Annotated in this window: 19 protein-coding genes; 11 read left to right on the top strand and 8 right to left on the bottom strand. The window is 40.0% G+C overall.

Annotated elements, in window-relative coordinates; genetic code table 11:
• Positions 1-63: 63 nt before the first annotated feature.
• Together DVR12_RS09475 and kbl are read right to left on the bottom strand one after the other, a co-directional pair.
• Positions 64-846, bottom strand: a complete 783-nt coding sequence (locus DVR12_RS09475; RefSeq protein ID WP_116975437.1) for a penicillin-binding transpeptidase domain-containing protein — start codon at positions 844-846, stop codon at positions 64-66.
• Between the two features lie 142 nt (positions 847-988).
• Positions 989-2,176: a glycine C-acetyltransferase gene (gene kbl, locus DVR12_RS09470; protein WP_116975436.1), complete on the bottom strand. Its 1,188-nt coding sequence runs from the start codon at positions 2,174-2,176 to the stop codon at positions 989-991.
• Between the two features lie 378 nt (positions 2,177-2,554).
• On the opposite strand from kbl, the gene DVR12_RS09465 reads away from it, so the two are divergent.
• From DVR12_RS09465 to DVR12_RS09440, 6 genes are all read left to right on the top strand, one after another.
• Positions 2,555-3,040: an RNA polymerase sigma factor gene (locus DVR12_RS09465; RefSeq protein ID WP_116975435.1), complete on the top strand. Its 486-nt coding sequence runs from the start codon at positions 2,555-2,557 to the stop codon at positions 3,038-3,040.
• Positions 3,041-3,060: 20 nt separating this feature from the next.
• The gene (locus DVR12_RS09460; protein WP_116975434.1) at positions 3,061-4,077 is read left to right on the top strand and encodes a hypothetical protein; all 1,017 of its coding nucleotides are present in this window, start codon (positions 3,061-3,063) and stop codon (positions 4,075-4,077) included.
• A gap of 24 nt (positions 4,078-4,101) precedes the next feature.
• Positions 4,102-5,043: an outer membrane beta-barrel protein gene (locus tag DVR12_RS09455; protein WP_116975433.1), complete on the top strand. Its 942-nt coding sequence runs from the start codon at positions 4,102-4,104 to the stop codon at positions 5,041-5,043.
• Between the two features lie 33 nt (positions 5,044-5,076).
• The gene (locus DVR12_RS09450) at positions 5,077-5,424 is read left to right on the top strand and encodes a hypothetical protein (protein ID WP_116975432.1); all 348 of its coding nucleotides are present in this window, start codon (positions 5,077-5,079) and stop codon (positions 5,422-5,424) included.
• 153 nt (positions 5,425-5,577) lie between these two features.
• Positions 5,578-8,517, top strand: coding sequence for a M16 family metallopeptidase (locus tag DVR12_RS09445; RefSeq protein WP_116975431.1), 2,940 nt, complete (start codon positions 5,578-5,580; stop codon positions 8,515-8,517).
• Between the two features lie 109 nt (positions 8,518-8,626).
• Positions 8,627-9,190: a L,D-transpeptidase family protein gene (locus tag DVR12_RS09440; RefSeq protein ID WP_116975430.1), complete on the top strand. Its 564-nt coding sequence runs from the start codon at positions 8,627-8,629 to the stop codon at positions 9,188-9,190.
• Between the two features lie 176 nt (positions 9,191-9,366).
• Here the strand turns inward: DVR12_RS09440 and DVR12_RS09435 are convergent, their stop codons facing one another.
• The 4 genes from DVR12_RS09435 to DVR12_RS09420 all read right to left on the bottom strand — a co-directional run bounded on the left by DVR12_RS09435 (position 9,367) and on the right by DVR12_RS09420 (position 14,028).
• Positions 9,367-10,305: an alpha/beta hydrolase gene (locus DVR12_RS09435; RefSeq protein WP_116975429.1), complete on the bottom strand. Its 939-nt coding sequence runs from the start codon at positions 10,303-10,305 to the stop codon at positions 9,367-9,369.
• A 67-nt stretch (positions 10,306-10,372) separates the two neighbouring features.
• Positions 10,373-12,286, bottom strand: a complete 1,914-nt coding sequence (acs, locus tag DVR12_RS09430) for an acetate--CoA ligase (RefSeq protein ID WP_116975428.1) — start codon at positions 12,284-12,286, stop codon at positions 10,373-10,375.
• 113 nt (positions 12,287-12,399) lie between these two features.
• Positions 12,400-13,530 carry a tetratricopeptide repeat protein gene (locus tag DVR12_RS09425; protein WP_116975427.1) on the bottom strand — a complete coding sequence of 377 codons (1,131 nt, stop codon included), beginning with the start codon at positions 13,528-13,530 and terminating at the stop codon, positions 12,400-12,402.
• A gap of 222 nt (positions 13,531-13,752) precedes the next feature.
• The gene (locus DVR12_RS09420) at positions 13,753-14,028 is read right to left on the bottom strand and encodes a hypothetical protein (protein WP_116975426.1); all 276 of its coding nucleotides are present in this window, start codon (positions 14,026-14,028) and stop codon (positions 13,753-13,755) included.
• 443 nt (positions 14,029-14,471) lie between these two features.
• On the opposite strand from DVR12_RS09420, the gene DVR12_RS09415 reads away from it, so the two are divergent.
• Positions 14,472-15,065: a helix-turn-helix transcriptional regulator gene (locus DVR12_RS09415; RefSeq protein ID WP_116975425.1), complete on the top strand. Its 594-nt coding sequence runs from the start codon at positions 14,472-14,474 to the stop codon at positions 15,063-15,065.
• Between the two features lie 123 nt (positions 15,066-15,188).
• The gene (locus DVR12_RS09410) at positions 15,189-15,734 is read left to right on the top strand and encodes a hypothetical protein (RefSeq protein ID WP_116975424.1); all 546 of its coding nucleotides are present in this window, start codon (positions 15,189-15,191) and stop codon (positions 15,732-15,734) included.
• Between the two features lie 16 nt (positions 15,735-15,750).
• Here DVR12_RS09410 and DVR12_RS09405 read toward each other — a convergent pair whose 3' ends face one another.
• The gene (locus DVR12_RS09405; RefSeq protein ID WP_116975423.1) at positions 15,751-16,287 is read right to left on the bottom strand and encodes a 5' nucleotidase, NT5C type; all 537 of its coding nucleotides are present in this window, start codon (positions 16,285-16,287) and stop codon (positions 15,751-15,753) included.
• A gap of 83 nt (positions 16,288-16,370) precedes the next feature.
• On the opposite strand from DVR12_RS09405, the gene DVR12_RS09400 reads away from it, so the two are divergent.
• Together DVR12_RS09400 and DVR12_RS09395 are read left to right on the top strand one after the other, a co-directional pair.
• Positions 16,371-17,117, top strand: coding sequence for a DeoR/GlpR family DNA-binding transcription regulator (locus DVR12_RS09400; protein WP_116975422.1), 747 nt, complete (start codon positions 16,371-16,373; stop codon positions 17,115-17,117).
• Positions 17,118-17,142: 25 nt separating this feature from the next.
• Positions 17,143-18,300, top strand: a complete 1,158-nt coding sequence (locus DVR12_RS09395; protein ID WP_116975421.1) for an MFS transporter — start codon at positions 17,143-17,145, stop codon at positions 18,298-18,300.
• On the opposite strand, the gene DVR12_RS09390 is transcribed toward DVR12_RS09395, so the two are convergent.
• Positions 18,297-18,884, bottom strand: coding sequence for a hypothetical protein (locus DVR12_RS09390; protein WP_116975420.1), 588 nt, complete (start codon positions 18,882-18,884; stop codon positions 18,297-18,299). The genes DVR12_RS09395 and DVR12_RS09390 overlap by 4 nt on opposite strands.
• Positions 18,885-19,074: 190 nt before the next feature.
• On the opposite strand from DVR12_RS09390, the gene carB reads away from it, so the two are divergent.
• Positions 19,075-21,891, top strand: coding sequence for a carbamoyl-phosphate synthase large subunit (gene carB, locus DVR12_RS09385; protein ID WP_116975419.1), 2,817 nt, complete (start codon positions 19,075-19,077; stop codon positions 21,889-21,891).
• The last annotated feature ends 271 nt before the right edge of the window (positions 21,892-22,162 follow it).

The raw sequence follows: 22,162 nt of genomic DNA, 5'->3' as shown, positions 1-22,162 counted from the left end.
TTGAGGACAAAAAAAGCCGGGAGCATTTTCAACGCTCCCGGCTTTTAAAATATTATAAATCAATTACATCTCTCCTTTAAAGTACCCGGCATCTGCTAAAATATCCCTGAAAATACTCATAGTCGCTTTTTGAATATCAGCATCGGGTTTCTCGGATTCAACATTTAATACAAAGAATGATGGATGTCTGTTTTCTTCTATCCAGCCAACAATCCATCCTATTTTCTTCGAATCTTTTGTCTCAAATCCTGTTTTGTAAGACAGCTCATATTTTGGTGTTTTTTCCATCAGCATCACGTCTCTTACCGATTTCATGGTAGTTTTTGCAAACGGGAGTTTGTCAAAATACAATTGTTTAACAAATCCTAATTCTTCATCCGGTGAAATCAGTAATGAGTTATCCAGCCAGAAAGTATCTACCCGGCTGATTTTCATATTACCATATTTAATGGAATCCAACCAGGATTGCATGGTTGGTTGTCCGATCTTTCTGGCAATTTCCTGAAAATAGGGTTCTACAGAGCCTTTGAAAGCCTGAGCCATGGTCACATTACTACTATCTACAGAAATGACCATATTGGAATCTTTAATAGCTCCGGTATGAAAACCAACGAGGGAATTTAAAATATTGAAGGTAGATGTTGGCTTAAAGCGTTGGGATGCTCTATCGATGTTATATACTTTGAAGACACCCTGACTGTTGTTAAACAACATGAAAGTACCTTCTACTTTGTTTTCAGCGAAGTATTTTTCCCAGTCTTTAACGACTTTTACGTTGTTAGGCGCACAGGCAGTCAGCGATAATCCAATAGCTAATAAAACCCAGCCAAATCTTTTCGTCAGCATATTAAATACGATAATTTGATCGCAAAAGTACAGTAAAAGACCCTTTTAAACCCGTATCTCAATTTTATTTACAAAACAAGGATATAAAAAGAGGACCATGCTTGTAAGCATGGCCCTCTATGCGATTTTTCATACTAAAAACTTATTTGATAACGCCCAATTCCTTACCGACTTTAGTAAATGCGGCAATGGCTTTGTCGAGATGCTCCTGTTCATGAGCGGCACTGAGCTGAACTCTGATTCTTGCCTGGCCTTTAGGCACAACAGGGAAGAAGAATCCAATTACATAAATACCTTCTTCGAGCAAACGATCAGCGAATTTCGCGCTCAATACTGCATCATACAGCATTACCGGTACAATCGGGTGATCACCTGGCTTAATATCGAAGCCAGCTTCGGTCATTTTAGAGCGGAAATATTTGGTATTATATTCTAATTTATCTCTGAGAGCAGTTGTTTCGCTCAGCATATCTAAAACAGCAATAGACGCACCCACGATAGTAGGAGCTACGGAATTAGAGAAGAGATAAGGTCTGCTACGTTGGCGTAGAATATCGATTACCTCTTTACGACCGCTGGTAAAACCACCGGAAGCGCCACCCAAAGCCTTACCCAGGGTACCAGTAATAATGTCAACGCGGCCCATAACTCCTCTGTATTCATGAGTACCACGGCCGGTTTTGCCCAGGAAGCCGGAAGAATGGCTTTCGTCAGACATTACAATGGCATCATATTTATCGGCCAGTTCGCAGATTTTATCTAATTGTGCGATGGTGCCATCCATACTAAATGAGCCATCAGTAACAATAATACGGCTACGGCAATCTTTAGCTTCTTTCAGTTTGGCTTCCAGGTCATCCATATTGTTGTGTTCGTAGCGGTAGCGTTGAGCTTTGCAAAGACGAACCCCATCAATAATGGAGGCATGATTCAGTGCATCTGAAATGATAGCATCCTGTTCATTAAATAATGGCTCAAATACACCGCCATTAGCATCAAAAGCCGCAACGTATAATATGGTGTCTTCAGTTCCAAGGAATTTTGCGATTTTTTGCTCCAGTTCCCGGTGAATATCCTGGGTTCCGCAAATGAAACGTACACTACTCATACCATATCCATGTGTATCAATAGCTTCTTTTGCTGCCTTAATTACAGCCGGGTGTGACGACAGGCCCAGGTAATTATTAGCACAAAAGTTTAGTACTGTTTTGCCACCTACCTGTATTTCAGCTCCCTGCTCAGATGTAATTATACGCTCTCTCTTATACAGACCGGCTTTTTCGATATCGCCGAGTTCTTCCCGAATCCGGGTAATAAACTTCTCATTCATAAAAAATGCAATATTTTAATTGGATCTTCCGATATATTGGCAATAAATGTATTACGATTCTACATCGTGTAAATCAGTAACGGGCATATTCGTAAAAAGTTTTACTAAGGTGTAACATTTAATACTTGCACTCCGTCATAGTACTATCATGACTACTAATGCCATGCATACAGAAAGCATAGAAATAAGTAATTTTCCTAAGTTATAATATATTATACTGGATAAGTTCTTGTTTTTCAGCATTAAGATTCATGTTACTACAACTGTGAGAAGGTTTGCTGGCTTTGGAGTGAAGGTGTGGGTAACTGAAATGGATGTGTCATTGATGGGTATTCATGTATTTGTCGGAACTTAGCACTAAAATCCCGCACCACCGGAATGACGGAAAAGGAATACAATAAATGCGTGGATCTGTATTCGGATAATTTATTCCGCTTTATCATTAAAAATCTTGACCATGCGGAAGATGCACGAGACGTAGTACAGAATTCATTCGAGATATTGTGGAAACACTGTCAGGATGTGCCTTTTGAAAAGGCTAAATCATACCTGTTCACAGTTGGTTACCACAATATGATCGATCATGTGCGAAAGGTAAAGCGGATTACATTAGTTGATCAGTTTAAAGAAGAAGAAAAAATAGCAGACCATAAAATTACTAATGCTAAAGAAGTGATCGATAAAGCATTAGCAAGATTGAGCGAAGTTCAACGATCTCTCATTCTCCTGAAAGATTACGAAGGTTATTCTTATGAGGAAATAGGACAAATGATGGATCTTAACCCTTCCCAGGTAAAAGTTTACTTGCACAGAGCAAGAATCCACCTGAAAAACTATCTTGTGAAAATGGAAAATGTTATATAAAAAACTTATAATTTGTAATTTTGTCGCACGAACTTAACATATCAAATTACGAATCTTGGTTTCTTAGCTACGTCGATGGTGAGCTTAATGAGGAAGAAGTAACATTGTTACAACAATTCCTTCTTAAATATCCCCATCTGCAACAAGAACTGGAATTGCTTGAAGGTACCAAGCTAACTCCGGATACCGATGTCGTGTTTGATCATAAAGCAGTGCTTTATAAACAAAACATTGATTCTGAAGCATATACCGATTTAATGCTCAGCTACATCGATGGAGAATTGGATGATGTATCAACAGAAAAGCTGTTGCAATATGTCAATACCACTACGGAAGCTGAAAAAGAACTGACAATATTCAGGCAAGCAAAATTAACACCTGATAGCAGTATCGTATTTGGTGATAAATCTTCACTGTATCGTCGTTCAGCCAAAACAGGAACTATTTACCGCAGAATTGGATGGAGTGCTGCAATCGCTGCAGTAGTAGCCGGATTTATTGTTTGGGTATTACCAACTCATCAACCTGAAGTTCCGGTAACCGCTCCAAATATTGCCAGTGTAACTACTGTTACTCCTAATGCAGTTCCGGTACCGGTTCCAAATGAAGAAGCAACTCCAACTTTGGCCAATGTAGAGCCTGCTAAGGCTAAAACAGTTGCTCAGCAAAAGCTGCAGACACACAAATTACAAGGCGCACAAGATAAGCAGGCTGAGCCTGAAAAGAGCCAGGTTGGTACATTAGTACAATTACCACCACAAAGAAATGCAGTTGAAGAAGTGGTAACCGAGCACTTGCAGCAAGTAGCAAGCGCGGCCGCAGAACCTATTTCAGGAGCCGAGATTAAAAAAGAAACAATCCTGGCCACCAGTACACAAATCGTAAATAAAAATATAGAAGATAATAAACCTGTTGTCACTTCCTCAACTCAAACACAGCCACCTGGTGAACTGATTATATCTGTTAGTGGTAGTGACAGCAAGATTTTAGACAAGGTTACTAACGTAGCAAAACTTTTCTCCCGTAGAAGGAAATGAACCATAAATGTTGGAAAATAGCATATGAAGTATAAAATTTTACTCATTTTGTTACTGGTGTTATGTGGCGAATGGGTCAGTGCACAGAAGACTGAGAATAAAGGACTCCCCAGCACAGATACAATCCAGATCAAAGGATTGATCATTTTAAAAAGTAAAAACGACAAAGGCCGTAGTAGCTATAAATTCTATAAGGATACGGCTTATGCACGCAATAAACTCAAAAAGAATCTGCAAACTAAATGGTTTGTATTTGATATTGGGTTTAATAATTATTTAGATAGAAGTGAGTATTCCGGAGCTTCATTTATTAACTACTATCCTAATAATTCAGCCTACTTCAATGGGGCCCAGGCTTCTATTGTAAGTAAGTCCTATGATTATTCCCCGGCTGCTTTAGCCAACTTTGCTCCCAGAGAGGCCAGTAAACCTTTGACCCCTTCTGAATTTAAATTAATCACGGGAAAATCAATCAACTTCAATATTTGGTTGTTCCAACAACGATTGAATTTAACAAAACACAAATTAAACTTGTTATATGCTCTGGGTCTAGAGATGAATAACTATAGGTATGCCCGTAATATCACTTATTTACCAGGCTATCCTACCCAAATAATCCGAGATACCGTAGAATTTTCAAAGAACAAGCTATTTGCTGAATACATTTCCATTCCGCTAATGCTGAACTTTAATTCTAACCCCGCTAAACCTGGAAGAGCTTTCCAGGCTAGTGTTGGCGTCTCCGGTGGTTATCTTCTTAAGTCCAGAACCAAGCAAATCAGTGAAGAGAGAGGAAAAGTTAGAAAAACTGATGACTTCAATCTAAACAAATGGCGTTTTGGATTGACAGGTGAGCTGGGATATGGCCCTGTTAAGCTGTATGGAAATTTTGCACTCACTCCTCTGCATGATTACGGGTTACAACAGTATCCATTTTCAATCGGTCTTCGGCTAAATGGATTTTAAGAATTTTAAATTGACCAGTCCTAAATTGTGTTTATGCGTTCTTTTGTTGCTTTAATGACATGCATTGGTTGCATTGCGTTAATTCATTCCTTTGATAAGCGTATTGTTGGTGTAACTACTGAAAAGGAAAACTCTATTCAAACTATTCAACAATTACCAGTTGCCGTATTTCCGGTAACTATTCCTGCACAGTATATTAAAACTGCCGAAAAAGCATTGGTAGCCCCGGTTGTCTATGCAAAAAAAATAAATATCGGTACCAGGAAAAGATCAACTAAAACTAAAAATGATTCTTTAAAGAATAATCTTGCCCTCATCAGGCAAAATAGCATCTTTCATGATATCGAAAATGGTGCTGCACTAGACAATAATAACCCCTGAATAATCTGATTTATACCGATTTGCTTTTATCGATATTACAATCGATTTGTTAACCTTATGCCTACCGCTCATATATTTATCATTTTTTTTGCATTTAATATTTTCCACTTCCGGTATATTTGATGGAATAATTTCCAAAAAACCAACTATTGTATGAGTCTCAAAAGAGTCGTATTACTATGCCTGTTGGCATGCTCCCTGCAAGGCGCATTTGCCCAGGGAAAATTCCAATGGAAAGAAGCCACCTCCGGAGGATATACTTATAAGTACGTGACTAACGACCCAATGAAAGCCCGGTTTTATACCTTAAAAAATGGGCTGACTGTAATCTTAAGCGTTAACAAAAAAGAACCACGTATTCAAACCCTTATTGGTACCAGAGCCGGTAGCAACAACGATCCAAAAGATCACACAGGGCTTGCCCACTACCTCGAACACTTACTGTTTAAAGGAACCGAAAATTTCGGATCTCTCGATTGGTCTAAAGAAAAACCATTGATCAATGAGATTTCTGATCTGTACGACACCTACAACAAAACCACTGATCCTACTGCCCGCAAAGCAGTTTATCACCAAATCGACAGCGTATCCGGTGTTGCCGCCAAATATGCTATCGCTAATGAATATGATAAAATGATGGCGGGAATGGGTGCCCAAGGTACAAATGCGCATACCTGGGTAGAAGAAACTATCTATGAAGAAGATATTCCTTCAAATGCCATAGATAAATACCTCACAGTTCAGGCTGAAAGATTCCGTGACCCGGTTTTCCGCTTGTTCCATACCGAGTTGGAAGCAGTATATGAAGAAAAAAACAGAGGCCTCGATAATGATGGCCGTAAAGTTTACGAAACCATGTTGGCTGCATTGTTCCCTACTCACAATTATGGTCAGCAATCTACCATCGGTACCGTTGAACACCTGAAAAATCCTAACCTGAAAGTTATCCGCGATTTCTACAACACATATTATGTACCTAATAATATGGCTGTTGTAATGGCTGGTGATTTTGATCCCGATTACGTAATCAAAACCATCGACAACCAGTTTGGATACATGAAATCCAAACCAGTTAAGGAATACAACCCAGCTCCTGAAGCTCCGATTAAAGCACCTATCGTAAAAGAAGTTTATGGCCCGGATGCTGAAAGTATTGAAATTGCTTTCAGAACTCCTGGTGCTTTAGATACTAAAGCCAGCCTTATTCAGGGTGTAATCTCCGCTATCCTGCAAAATGGAAAAGCCGGACTACTCGATCTGAATATCAATAAACAACAAAAAGTGCTCAACGCAAGCGCCGGAGCCCTTTCTCTTAAAGATTATTCTGTCTTCACATTGAGCGGCAAAGCCAAACAAGGCCAAACCCTCGATGAAGTAAAAAACCTGCTGCTCGGACAATTAGATATCCTGAAGAAAGGAGAATTCGACGAAAAACTGGTTAAAGCTATCGTTAATAACTACAAACTTGGCGAACTCCAAAGCCTTGAAAAAAATGGTGATCGCGCTAACTCAATGATGGACGCTTTCATTAAAAGTAAAGGTAAAAACTGGGCTTTTGATGTAGCTTATGTTGATGATATGAGCACTGTTACTAAAAAGGAAATTGTTGATTATGCCAACAAATACTTCGGTAACAATTATGTGATCGTTTACAAACGCAAAGGAGAAGATAAAGACATTCAGAAGGTTGAAAAACCTGCTATCACGCCTGTTGAAGTAAACCGTGAAGCTCAATCGCCTTTCCTCATTAAAATAGCGGAAATGCCTGCTACTCCTGTAAAACCACAATGGTTAGATTATCAGAAAGATATTCAGAAATCTACTATTGGAAATGCAGAAGTAATGTATGTTCAGAACAAAGATAATAGCCTGTTCAGACTCTATTACCGCTTCGATGTTGGTAGCTGGAATGATAAAAAATTACCACTCGCAGCCGGATATCTTCAGTTCCTGTCTACAGATAAATATACTGCCGAACAGATCAGTAAAGAGTTTTACAACATCGCATGTAGCTTCAATGTAAGCACTTCTAATGATAATACAGTAGTTAGCATTACCGGATTACAGGAAAACTTCGATAAAGCGGTTGCCCTGTTCGAACATATTATCACCAACTGTAAGCCTAATGAGGAAGCACTTGCTGCCCTGAAAGGCCGCCTCCTGAAAGGACGTGCTGATAATAAGCTGAATAAGGGTGCTATCATGAAAGGCTTAAACAATTATGCTATCTATGGTGCTAAAAATCCGTTTAATTATCAGTTAAGTCAACGTGAGCTTGATGCTATTACAGCAACAGATTTGGTGAACATCCTGCATACTTTGCCTACTTACAAGCATACAATTATTTACTGGGGCCCTAAATCCCTGGATGAAGCAACTGCTGATGTGAAAAAGCTGCATACCCTGCCTGCAACCTTTACAACTGCTCCTGCTGCTACTACATTCAGCAAATCTACCCAGGATAAAAACCAGGTGTTGTTTACCAACTACGACATGGTTCAAACAGAAGTTAACTGGATCAGAAATGATGATGCCTATGATCCTGCAAAAACTGGTATTATATCTTTGTTCAACTCCTATTTTGGCGGTGGAATGGGATCTATAGTTTTCCAAACTATACGTGAATCCAAAGCCCTGGCTTATTCTACTTATGCTTACTATATGAGCCCTGATAAAAAAGGTGAAAGATATACAACCATGGCTTATGTAGGTAGTCAGGCAGATAAAATGAACGACGCTGTAACAGCAATGAACGAATTGCTGAACGACCTGCCTCGTTCTGATAAATTATTAGCTACTGCTAAAGAAGGTCTGAAACAGGATATCGAAACAGAAAGGATTACTAATGATGGTATCATTTTCAGCTATATCGCTGCTCAGAAACTGGGCCTCAATACCGATATCCGTAAACAGGTTTACGAATCAATTGATGGAATGAACTTCGATCAGGTAAAACAATTCCATGATCAGTATCTGGCTAAAAAGCCTTATACATATTCAATCCTGGCTTCAGAAAATAAGATCAGCATAGATGATCTTAAGAAGTATGGAGAAGTGAAGAAACTTTCTCTGGAAGAAATTTTCGGATACTAATAAACTACTCTTAAAATGAAAAGGTAGGGGAAACCCTACCTTTTTTTATGCCACAAGAAAACAATAATTATTCTTTTTGCAACGTTAATCCCCTTGTATTTTTTATCCTATGAAGAAGCTGTGCTTAAACTGTGTGGTAGCAATGCTGCTACTTCCACTTGGTGGATTTATTAAAGAACCAGATTTATATAATGTGCATATCAGTTCCGGAAATATTGATCCGGATAAAATCTTTTTGTTGATAGATAAAAGTGATTACCGGTTATATCTCTATGAAGATGTTACACTGCGTAAAATCTATAAAGTAGTATTTGGTAATAAAGATCAGGGAGATAAACAGGCAGAGGGTGACAGACGTACCCCTGAAGGCACTTTCCACATTCAAAGTAAGCGTATCGATAAAAGTTGGAGCAGGTTTATGCTACTCGATTACCCCAATGAAAATTCCTGGGAAAAATTTCATCAGCTTCAATCCACAGGCCGGCTTTCTTCCAATGCTACAATTGGTGGAGGAATAGGAATTCATGGAGTAGAATATAATTCGGGAATCAGAGATAATTATGTGGATGGACAAATCAACTGGACACTGGGATGCATCAGCATGAAAAATGCTGATGTCAACGAATTATATGAAGTAATTAAAGTGGGTACTCCTGTAGTTATCCGTCGCTGATGCCGCCCGGGATATTTTACCCGGTGATTCCGTATGGCAGCAATACATTGTAACTTTAAAAAGCAGGTATTGATGCGGCATCTAGTGGTGTTACGAGAGTGGCACCATGACTCAAATATACATGGCGGGTCAGGATCCTGTGAAGGGCGCACACCACTCGTATGGTGCGCGCTTTTTTATTGTAAAAAGCTTCGCACCAACTGATGCCAGGTTGCGGAGTCGTGCTGGCAGAAAGACTGATGGCCTGCATTAGGAAAAATATGCAACTGTTTGTCTTTGGTTCCTAACTGTGAAAAGATCTCCTCTGTTTCATGGGCTTCCACCCGGATATCTTTTGCTCCATAACAATACAAAACAGGCATATGGATATCGTGAGCATATTCTGCTGGTTTGAAACCTGGCCCCCAGAACCCCTGTTCTAAGCCTCCCCAGAATGTTAATATCTGAGAAAGTGGAGTAGGAGGAAGATTAACAGCTCTCATCCTGCTCTTTACTGCATCTGTAAGCGTGGCAAACGGGCTTTCAATAATAATTTTCTGTGGGGTCAGGTGGTACTCAGGAATTGCCTTCATAATAGCAGCCGCTCCCATACTTACTCCCCAAAGAACAATTGGACCAGCTGCTTTTTGAGATACATAGTTCCAGGCAGTTAATACATCACCGGCCTCCTTATAACCCACACTGCAAGTTAAGCCCTGACTATTTCCATGCGCCCGGAAATCGACCAAAAAAGTGTTGTACCCCAAACTTCTGAAATAGCTGGCTTCAGGGAGTAATGTGCCTTTATTGCCGTTATAACCATGAAATAGTATGACGGTACCTTTGGCCTGCATAACAGGAATCCACCAACCCTCGATCAGTAATTTATTGGTAGAAGGGAGCATTACTTTTTCATAGGGGGTATCAGGATACTGGCGGGTAGTTGATTTGGCAATATGAACACCAAATAATACCATCCTGAGTTTCTCGCCCGTACTCATTTGTTCCGGTAATTTATTGACATGGTTTTCATCATAGAAATGAGTAAACTGCCAGGCATGAAAGGCCGCAATAATATTGAAGAGAACTATAACAACAAGTAGGGTATAGCCGCTTGTTTTTAAAATACGTTTCACGTTGGATGATATTAAAAAAAACAGCCGGTAAGAACTGACTTACCGGCTGCTATCTGTTTATATTGAATTACAATCTTCCTCTTTTGATCTCCTCTACGACTGCTGGGTCCAGCAAGGTAGAAGTATCTCCCAGGTTGTCCATTTCGTTTTCGGCAATCTTACGCAAGATACGGCGCATAATTTTACCGGAACGGGTTTTCGGTAGCCCGCTCACAATCTGGATTTTATCTGGCTTGGCAATCGGACCAATCACTCTGGATACTGTTTGAGCTATATCTTTCTTTGTTAGTTCAGGATCATGAGTTAGTCGTTCCATAATAACATAGGCGTAGATACCTTGTCCTTTAATATCGTGAGGATAGCCAACTACTGCGCTTTCAACAACCCCTGCGTGCATATTGATGGCATTTTCTACTTCAGCGGTACCAATACGGTGGCCACTAACATTCAATACATCATCTACACGGCCGGTAATACGATAGTAACCATCTTCATCTCTGAGGCAGCCGTCGCCGGTAAAGTACATATTCTCATAAGTAGAGAAATAGGTTTTGCGGAAACGTTCATGGTCGCCGTAGGTGCTACGCAACATTCCGGGCCATGGGAATTTGATGCAAAGGTTACCGCTAACGCCGTTGCCTTTAAGTTCCTTACCGTTTTCGTCTACCAGTACTGGTTGAACACCTGGTAATGGTAAAGTTGCATATCCTGGTTTTTCTTTGGTAATGCCGGCAATAGGTGTAATCATTATACCTCCTGTTTCGGTTTGCCACCAGGTATCTACGATAGGGCATTTGCCTTTACCGATATTATCTTTAAACCAATGCCATGCTTCTTCATTGATTGGTTCACCAACACTTCCCAACTTCCTCAGAGAGCTAAGGTCTTTATGGTTTACTGGTCCTAATCCAAAGCTCATGAGGCTACGGATGGCAGTAGGAGCAGTATAGAGAATATTTACACGGTATTTGTCAACTATTTCCCACAAACGGCCGGCATCCGGGTAAGTAGGTACGCCTTCAAACATCAGGGTGGTTGCACCTGCGCTCAGAGGGCCATAAGCGATATAACTATGTCCGGTAATCCAACCTATATCGGCAGTACAGAAGTATACTTCACCTGGTTGGTACTGGAAGGTATTTACAAAAGTGTAATTCGCGTAAACCATGTATCCACCGGTCGTATGTACAACACCTTTAGGTTTACCTGTAGATCCGGAAGTATAAAGAATGAAGAGAAGATCTTCTGCATCCATTTCTTCAGCCGGACAGGCAGGGTTGCCCATAGTTTCCACTTGTTTGATTTCATCTTCCCACCACAAATCTCTTCCTTTCAGCATGCTAACGGGAGTGCGGGTGCGGGTGCATACGATCACTTTTTTCACTGAAGGGCAGCTCATCAAAGCATCATCAATAACCGATTTCAGTGGAATATCCTTAGCTCCTCTGTAGGCACCATCACAAGTGATGACAAGGCTGCATTGCGCATCCTGGATACGATCAGCGATCGATTGGGCGCTGAAGCCTCCGAATACAATTGAGTGAACAGCACCGATTCTGGCGCATGCCAGCATCGCTATTGCCAGTTCCGGGATCATTCCCATGTAAATACATACACGGTCGCCACGTTTAACACCGTTGTTTTTCAAAACATTGGCAAACTGACATACTTTATTATACAGCTCTCTGTATGTAAGTACCCTGTGTTTTTCTTCCGGATCGTTGGGCTCCCAGATAATTGCCGGTGTATTGGCGAGAGTACCTAAATGACGATCCAGGCAGTTTTCAGTGATATTAAGTTTTGCTCCGGAAAACCATTTTATTTCCGGGTCTTTAAAATTCCATTCCAGTACTTTATCCCACTTGCGGCGCCAGTAAAAATGGTCTGCTACATTTGCCCAGAAACCTTCCGGGTCCATAACGCTTTGTTGGTAAGCCTGCTGATAATCTTCAATACTCTTAATCTGGTATGGGTACGACATAGCACCGTGATTGTTTATTTGTTTAATACATTCGTTTTTCCTAACGGGATTTAAATTTACGAAAACCTGAATGGTTTATTAAGATAAATTCTAAAATTTTTTAAAAAGCCAGATTATTTTCCAACATATTCCTTTAAATATTTGTAAATGGCTTTTTCTTCAGGGCTTTCAGGCTTCGTTGTTAGATAGCGTTTGTAGTGTACTATGGCCTTTTGTTTATTCCCCAGGTTTACATCATAAATACGTCCGATGCTGTATTGACGCAAGGGGCGTTGGAAAAGATACCAGGCGGTATCTAAAGCTGCAATGGCCGATTTATATTGTTTCATCCCTTCATAATTGGCGGATTTGCCGGTATAGTAATCATCGAGGCTTACGGAAGTGGCCAGGTCTATGCAAATCTGTAGCAGGTTATTACTGGAATCATAGTTTTTGAGAGCGGTATGGGCCAATGCTGTAAAGTACATGATATTTGGACTGGCCTGATTAAGCGGGGCCAGATAATCATAAATGGTAATACATTCTTTGTATTGTTTCTGGCGGTATTGCGCTGCAATAACATAGCTAAAGGCGGTAGAAATTTGTTTGGCATTCATCATTTGATTACCAAACATGATGCAGCGGGAGTAATCGCCCAATCGCCAGGCCAGCCGGATAGAGGAGGTGATGACATTTAGATCGGTACTATCAGTTTCAATAAAAGAGCAAAGGATGCTATCTGCTCTCATAAAGTTATTGCGGTCTATTAGTTCATCGGCCAGGCGGGAAGCTGTAATGGGGTCTTTACTGTTTAAGGAGTAAGATTTATTTAGGAAGAAGAAAGCGGTATCAGATTCTTTAATACGGTAAAAGGCGAATGCCAGTTGTCTGAAAGCCATAGCATTATTGGGTTGTAGCCTGATAATATGTAGGTAATGAGGTATAGCATCTTCAGGTTTGTCTTTATATATACTGGTCAGATATTGATGAGCAACGAGTTGATTGCTGTCGAGCTGCAATACTTGTTCATATTGGGTTGCTGCTTCTTTGAGGTTGCCATTGAGGTATTGAAGATAGGCGTAGAGGGAGAGGTCTTGAATATTTGAAGTAAGGAATTTGGGCTGAACATACTCCAGGGCTTCTCTGAATTGTTGGTTTTGCACGTATTCCATAACTATTGTTTTATTGATGGAAGACTGTTGAGAAAGTGCTGATTGAGAAGAGGCGAGGAGGATTATTAAACAGAGTGGTAGTAAGCGTTTCATGGGTTCTTTTTTTAAAACTAAAAAATTAGTTCAAAAAAAGAAAATTGATCATAAACTAGATAAAAATGAAAGAAGATGTATCAATAGTAATTTTACCCGATATTATTCGGGTATCTAAAGGGGAGAATGTTATAGATACCATTCTCTGGTACTTCAGATTACTATTGATACAGCCTCTTTCAGAAGGTAATAAATGCTTTCTACAGACAGTGGATTTGGTGGCTACTTTGAAGGTCTCTTATATTTTGTAAGTATTTCTGAACCTGAAGCATACACTTCTTCCAGGATCTCTTGGATCTTCTGTTTTTCAGCATTACTCAATGCGGGGATAATCTTTCCTGCCTCTTTGGGGTTAAGTTTATCCTTACCTCGCATTTTGCGATAAAATGTTGGTGTACTCCAGTTACACTCTTCACATACTTTCTCTCTGAACAATACCGGAAAGTTCGAGAGCCAGGTATGGATGTCCAGGAGCATGTTTGTTTTCTCTGAACCCATGGTGGCATGATTTGAAGTTTTGGATATGGTCAACAAAAAATATAGTTACAAATTAGACACTGCATTGCTCGTATATTTTTAGTGTAATATAAATGTTTTACAAAGATGCAATTATAATCATTAAAATTTACTTTATTAAAAAATTTTAATGTTCGCTTAAATGCAGTGTAGTGGCGTGTTTCAATATGATAATCAGATTGTTATTTGTAATAAAAAATTACAAAAATATGTGTATGGTATACATTATCAGATAGACGATATCAATTTGATTAAAACAATATTATTTATTGTTGTTAAAAATATTTTCGTGTATTCGTTATAGTTATATTCCTTTCCCTTATCTGCATTGGATTTTTTTCGTTAAATTGATAATTTTATTCACATTGTGAGAGATTAATTGTTATATTAAACGATAATAGAACCTTAAACCAGGAGAAGAGAATATGCAATCGAGCCTGATACATATGGGTAATAGATTGAAGCAGATACTGAAGCAAAGAAAAATCAAAGTGATAGATTTTGCACAGATGGCCGGCTTCACTAACCAGATCGCTCATTACTATCTTAGGAAAAGTGACATGAAACGAACCACGTTAGAGCGTTTCTGTTCCATCATCGGAATCACTCCTGATGAGTTTATGCGTTGGAACATCAGTGATCCTGTATTGAATGGGGAAAGTTTGCATCACGGAGAAAGAATGGCGCAAATAATTTCTGAAAAAGGACTGAATAAAAGTAAGCTGGCCTCCAGATTAAATATCAGTCGGCGTACTATGTACAATTTTTTTGATAAGGAATCCTTCTCACCTGACGAACTGGATAGAGTGGCAAGAGGGCTGGATATGTCTACGGAAGCCTTTCTGAATCCGGCAATGATACAGGAAAGTATGAAGTATGCTGATAATGATGAACTGCTGATTCTTAGAGAGAAGTATTATAAAGTATTGGAAGAAAACAACAGACTTTTAAAAGATAACCTGCTACAGCGGGATGAAATTGCACAACTTAAAAAAGAGTTATCTGTCTATCGTAAATAGAAAGATTTACAGAATGAAAACCGGCCATTGTTTTTGATATTTTATTTTTTATTTAGAGTACGAATGTGCTAAATTTGTGATTACTCAAAATCAACCCCTTTTACCCAAAACAATCATTGAGCCATGTCTGTTCCATACACTATCCATGAAGGAGCCAGATTAAGAAGAATTCTTCGTCGTAAAGAAGTTGTAATTCTACAATATGCAAAGAAGGTAAACATGAGCCCGCAAGGCTTGTATCGCTACTTCTGGCAGGCAAACATTAAGAAAAGCAAATTAGCTTCCCTGCTTTCTGCTATTCCGATTTCACAGGAAGAATTTTATCACTGGAGCTCATTAGAAGGTAATCCTTGTCATCAGGGAGAACTCTTACTACTTCATTTGGGCAAACAAAAAATGAAGATAGAGCATCTGGTAGAAGGACTGCAACTTTTGCCCAATCAGGTTTTTGAATGGGTTGATACAGCTACCTTCAGTAATCAGCAACTGGAAAAATTATCAACTTTTTTCAATGATTTATCATTCCTGGATACTCCGCACCTGTTTACGCAGGAAGTGAATTGGAGGGAGGCTTATCTGGATATCTGTGAGGCTAATCACCAGCATATCAGAAAAATAGCAACGCTGGAACAAAAGATCAATGATCTGGAGGCTACCTTAACCAAATAATGCCCCCTCCTGAAATTCAGATAACCGGAACTGTATCTAACGCAAAATATTGCGCTACTTCTTTCCAGTTGTTTACCCTGCGATAAGCACTAAGCGAAAGATTATGTGGAGCACTAAACAGGATTGGTTGACCTTTAAATGTGCTTAAGTTTTTATCGTGGTCATCTATCATATAATCCGCCTCCACAATCGTTTTAGCACCACAGAACACAATGTTTCTCCAGCTGATAAATGGGAAATGTTCGTTTAACCAGGATAGCTTCTCCGTCAGAGAAGCCGGAAATTCCATTGCTGCCGAAACCACAAATATTTCATGGTTTTCAGATAACGATTTGATGACTTCCTGACTGTCTCTCATCACAGGTATCCCTCTGAAAAAACCAGGACTTTGCAATATTTTGTAAGCAATCCCCTCCGGAAAAGCACTCCCTTCGGGTACATTGTCCAAAGCTGACGGATCAACTCTGATCCCATACTGCTCTGCATATACATCCAATAAATGTTGGGTTAGGTCGGCCATGACATTGTCCATGTCTATTGCAATTCTTGCCATATTTTGCGGTTTTGTGCAATATTATGTAATAATCTGCAAATTATTGCAAAAAGTTTCATAATATTGCATAAAATGGCAAGTTTATGCTGAGAGAAGAAAGGTTAGATTATATTCTTCGTAAACTCCAGACCGATCATAAAGTGCTGCAAACCGAACTGAGTAACGATTTGCAGGTTTCTGAAGATACCGTAAGAAGAGATCTGGAATCATTGGCTCAAAACGGGCAACTGATTAAAGTAAGGGGAGGAGCTATTCCTCACTCTCCAAACCCCTATTCTTTTAATGAAAGAATTAAATACCATCCGGACGATAAAAAGAACATGGCAGAAAAAGCATTGAAATTTCTGCATAATGGTCAAACCATCATCCTGGATGGAGGAACGTCAACGCTTACACTAGCAAGGCTTTTTCCGCCCGATCTCCATATTAAAGTAATTACCACCAGCGTACCTATTGTTTCTTTACTGATAGAACATCCGGTAATCGAAGTTATATTTACCGGGGGCTTGATAGGAAAAGATTCCCAAACTGCCGGAGGTATGGATACCATAAGAATGCTCGAAAAAGTGAGAGCTGATATATGCTTCCTCGGTATCTGCAGTTTACACCCAAATGCCGGTGTAACGGGGCTCGACCTCGGTGAAGCCGATGTGAAAAGTGTAATGGTGGAATCGGCAAATAAAACCATAGCTTTGGCAACAAGTGATAAAATGGGTACTGCAGAACCGTTCAAAGTATGTAATATTACAGATCTGGATACCATCATCACTGATAATCCGGATTTGCCATCCGTTAAACCATATGTTAACCTTGGAATTCAGGTTATTTGATCAATAATTCCTTATTCTGTTAGAGATGTTACCAGATGTCACAATGGTAGTGAGCAATAAGAGAGCAGCAAGAATAGCTGTTAGTTCGTTATTTTTCCTGACTGGACTATGTTTTGCCAGTTGGGCTTCCCGTATCCCGGATATTCAGCAAGCCTTGCATCTCAACGATGCAGGATTAGGTGGTGTACTACTGGCATTGCCTGTAGGCTCCATTATTTCCCTGCCTATAGCCGGTATCCTGGTATCGAAATATGGAAGTCGAAATGTGCTGTTACTTGCTGCAACAGCCTATGCTATTGTGTTGCCTTCCTTAGGTCTGGCACATGAATCCTGGCAGTTAAGCCTGTTTCTGATGCTATTCGGCTTTTGCGGAAACCTGGCAAATATCGCCGTAAATACCCAGGCTGTTGGTGTTGAAGCACTTTATGGCAGGTCCATTATGGCTTCTTTTCACGGACTTTGGAGCGTAGCTGGTTTCTCCGGAGCTGCTATCGGTACCTTGATGACATTCCTGCATCTGCCGCCGCTTTATCATTTCCTTATTATCAGCGCTATGGCCTGGACTATAGTAGGATTTGCAATGAATCACCTGTTAACGCATTCTGGTAACGAAAGCAGTACGCCTACGTCTTTATTTAAAAAGCCGGATCTGTTTTTGTTTACACTGGGAATTATTGCAATGTGTAGCATGATTTGCGAAGGCACCATGTTCGACTGGAGTGGAGTTTATTTTAGAAGGGTAGTAGAGGCAAGACCAGGAATATCAGGTGCTGGTTATGCTGCTTTTATGAGTACCATGGCCTCAGGCAGATTTATTGCTGATTATCTGACTACCAGATTTGGCGTCAAGAAAATGTTGCTGGGCAGTGGGTTATTCACAGCAATAGGATTATTGATAGCTGTTATCTTTCCATATTTCACTACTTCTTTTTTGGGTTTTATGCTGGTGGGTGCAGGTGTTTCGGCAGTAGTTCCACTGATTTACAGCGCCGCCGGGAAGTCTAAGATCATGTCGCCCGGTATGGCTCTGGCAACTGTTTCTACCATCGGTTATCTTGGCTTCCTCTTTGGACCACCGTTAATTGGGTTTGTTTCTCAGGCTACCAACCTGCGTATTGCTTTTGCACTGATTGCTGTAATGGGAGCATCTATTTCAATTATGTCGGCCAGGATTAAATTTTAATACCTGTAAAGCTCTGTAATTAAGTCATCGCAATATTTAAAAATAGCTTCTAAATCCGATTCGCTGAATATCAGTTTATAAATGCGTAAATGAAGATAATTTTTAACCGTTGCAGGATCAATAAAATCAGTTGTGAGAAACATCGACTTGTGCCATTCAAACATTATTAGTAGCTGTAGTCGATTAAAAACTGGTTGAATTGCACCATTTGGTTTTTCAAGTAAAACGAACAAATTATCAAAATAAGGATCACCAAACCTTTTCCTAAGTGGATGAAGGCTATAAAAAAATTTCACGAAATTTCCGGCAGTAAAAAGTTTAAAGTAACATTTGTCAGATGGAAGCTCTAGGAAAACTTCAGTTGCTCCGGCGTAGCTCGTTTTTTCTGGATTATAAGATTTATGCCATATTAAACCAGGATCTCTTTTCGTATTAATATCCTCCCAGGAGAATCTTATACTGCCAGCTCTGCCGTTATATTTTAATTTGGCAGAAAGACTGAATATTGGCTGTGTTTTAACCCCTTTAACATACAAGGGTTTGTTACAATATTTTCTTAGAATATTTTGCCAGGAAGGATGCATTTTTACTCTTAATTTAAGAAGAATTATATATCAATTTTTAAACATTCATATATTTTTTTCTCACTATTTATATTTTTTTGAAAAAAAGATTGTGTAGAAAGCTTCAATCTCCGTAACTTTGCACGATTTTTTTGGTCCCTCATACGGCAGAAAGATCAAACTGGTTTTTCATTTTCAATAGATTATACAAATGCCGAAAGACTCATCTATCAAATCTGTTCTCATTATTGGTTCTGGCCCCATTATTATTGGGCAGGCTTGCGAATTTGACTATTCCGGATCTCAAGCAGCACGTTCGCTGAGAGAAGAGGGAATTAAAGTGATTTTGATTAATTCCAATCCGGCTACGATCATGACGGATCCAATGATGGCGGATAAAGTTTATTTATTGCCGCTGACAGTGGAAAGCATTGAGCAGATTCTGGCAGAAAACCAGATAGATGCCGTATTACCGACCATGGGTGGACAAACCGCCCTCAACCTCTGTAAAGAAGTTGACGAGCTGGGAATCTGGGAAAAGAATAATGTTCGCCTGATAGGGGTAGACATTAAAGCAATTGATAAAGCAGAGGACCGCGAACAATTCCGTCAGTGGATGATTCAACTGGGAATTCCTGTAGCGCCTGCCAGAACTGCTAACTCTTTCCTGGAAGGTAAAGAATTCGCTCAGGAGATCGGATTCCCATTAGTTATTCGCCCTTCCTTTACCCTGGGTGGAACCGGTGGTGGTTTCGTTCACAGTAAAGACGAATTGGACGAAGCTCTCGATCGTGGTCTGAAAGCTTCTCCTATCCACGAAGTACTGGTAGAAAAAGCAGTACTGGGATGGAAAGAATATGAACTGGAATTGCTGCGCGATAAAAAAGATAATGTTGTTATTATCTGTACCGTTGAAAACCTCGATCCAATGGGTATTCACACGGGAGATTCTATCACCGTGGCTCCTGCAATGACACTGAGTGACACTGCATTCCAGGATATGCGTAATAAAGCAATGATGATGATGCGCGACCTCGGCAACTTTGCCGGTGGTTGTAACGTTCAGTTCTCTCTCAACCCTGAAACTGAAGAGCTCATCGCAATTGAAATCAACCCACGTGTAAGCCGCTCTTCTGCACTGGCATCCAAAGCAACCGGATACCCAATCGCAAAAATCGCTGCTAAACTGGCAATTGGTTATACACTGGATGAACTGGAAAACCAGATCACCCGCACAACTTCCGCTTTCTTCGAACCAGCATTGGACTACGTTATCGTGAAAATGCCTCGCTGGAACTTCGATAAATTTAAAGGTGCCGACGATACATTAGGATTACAAATGAAATCTGTAGGTGAGGTAATGGCTATCGGCCGTACTTTCCCTGAAGCCCTCCAAAAGGCTTGTCAAAGCCTGGAGAACGATGCTTTAGGCCTCGGCTACTATGGTAAATCCCTGATGAAGAGCGAACAACTGATCGAGAAGCTGAAACGCCCGACCTGGGATCGTATCTTCCGTATCAAAGACGCGCTGATGGCCGGTATGTCTGTAAAACACATTCATCAGGCTACCTATATCGATCGTTGGTTCTTACACCAGATCCAGGATATCGTAAATCTGGAGAAACAACTGGCAGAATTGGATCTGGAAACTATTACTCCAGATGTTCTGAGAGATGCTAAAAAGATGGGCTTCTCTGATGCTCAGCTGGCAATCATCCTCGGCAACTGTGATGAAGATGAAGTGTATGCTAAACGTAAAGAATTAGGCATCACCCGTACTTTCAAAATGGTTGATACCTGCAGTGCTGAATTTGAAGCTAAAACTCCTTACTTCTATTCTACTTTCGATACCGAAAACGAAAGCAAGGTTACAGATAAAAAGAAAATCATCGTATTGGGTTCCGGACCAAACAGAATTGGTCAGGGTATCGAATTCGACTACTGCTGTACTCACGGTTTACAAGCTATTCAGGATTGCGGATACGAAGCAATCATGGTTAACTGTAACCCTGAAACGGTATCTACCGATTTCGATATGGCCGATAAACTCTACTTCGAACCAGTATTCTGGGAGAATCTGTGGGAGATCATCGAGCTCGAAAAACCAGAAGGTGTTATCGTTCAGTTAGGAGGTCAAACTGCCCTGAAACTGGCTAAACGCCTCGAAGCTAACGGAGTTAAGATTATTGGTACTTCCTTCGATAACATGGATATCGCTGAAGACAGAGGACGCTTCTCCGACATGCTGAAAGAATTAGGTATTCCTTATCCGAAATACGGAACTGCTTACAATACCGACGAAGCTATTGAAGTGGCAAAAGAAGTTGGATACCCGGTATTGGTACGCCCTTCTTATGTATTGGGTGGACAAAGAATGCGTATTGTAATCAACGAAGATGAACTGGAAGAATCAGTATTAAGCTTGCTGAGACACTTACCAGGTAATAAAATCCTGATCGATCACTTCCTGGATCGTTGCCAGGAGGCAGAAATCGACGGAATCTTCGATGGAACTGATTTCCATGTAATGGGAGTTATGGAGCATATCGAACCGGCAGGTATCCATAGTGGTGATAGCCATGCGCTTTTACCGGCATTCAACCTCTCTCCAATTGAGGTTACAACTATGGAATACTATGCTGAAAAAATTGCAAGAGCATTAAATATCCGTGGATTGATCAATATTCAGTTTGCTATCAAAGATGGTAATGTATATGTGATCGAAGCTAACCCACGTGCTTCAAGAACTACTCCGTTCATTGCAAAAGCTTACCAGGTTCCGTATCTGAACATTGCTACCAAAGTAATGATCGGTGCTAAAAAACTGAAAGACTTCAAAATTGAGAAAAAGCTTACCGGTTTTGCTATCAAAGAACCAGTATTCTCTTTCAATAAATTCCCTGGAGTTAATAAGGAACTCGGACCAGAAATGAAATCAACAGGTGAAGCAATTCGCTTCATTAAAGATCTTCGTGATCCATACTTCAGACAGCTTTTCAAAGAAAAGAGCATGTACCTGAGTAAATAATTCACCAAGAATATTGTTAGAAGAAAGGCGTCTCAATTTATTGAGGCGCTTTTTTTATGCTTAAAGAGATAATAATATACTTAGATAAATTTCTTAAAAATCCTTTGCCTCCTTACACCCCTCTGCGAGAAACAACAAACAACTAAAAATCCTTTGCCTCCTTACAAGACTCTGCGAGAAACAACAAACAACTATAAATCCTTTGCCTCCTTACAAGACTCTGCGAGAAACAACAAACAACTATAAATCCTTTGCCTCCTTACAAGACTCT

The sequence above is a fragment of the Chitinophaga silvatica genome (assembly GCF_003419895.1).
Lineage (GTDB): Bacteria > Bacteroidota > Bacteroidia > Chitinophagales > Chitinophagaceae > Chitinophaga > Chitinophaga silvatica.
The sequence above is the reverse complement of the archived record's forward strand: the minus strand, read 5'-3'. Positions and strand labels throughout refer to the sequence as shown.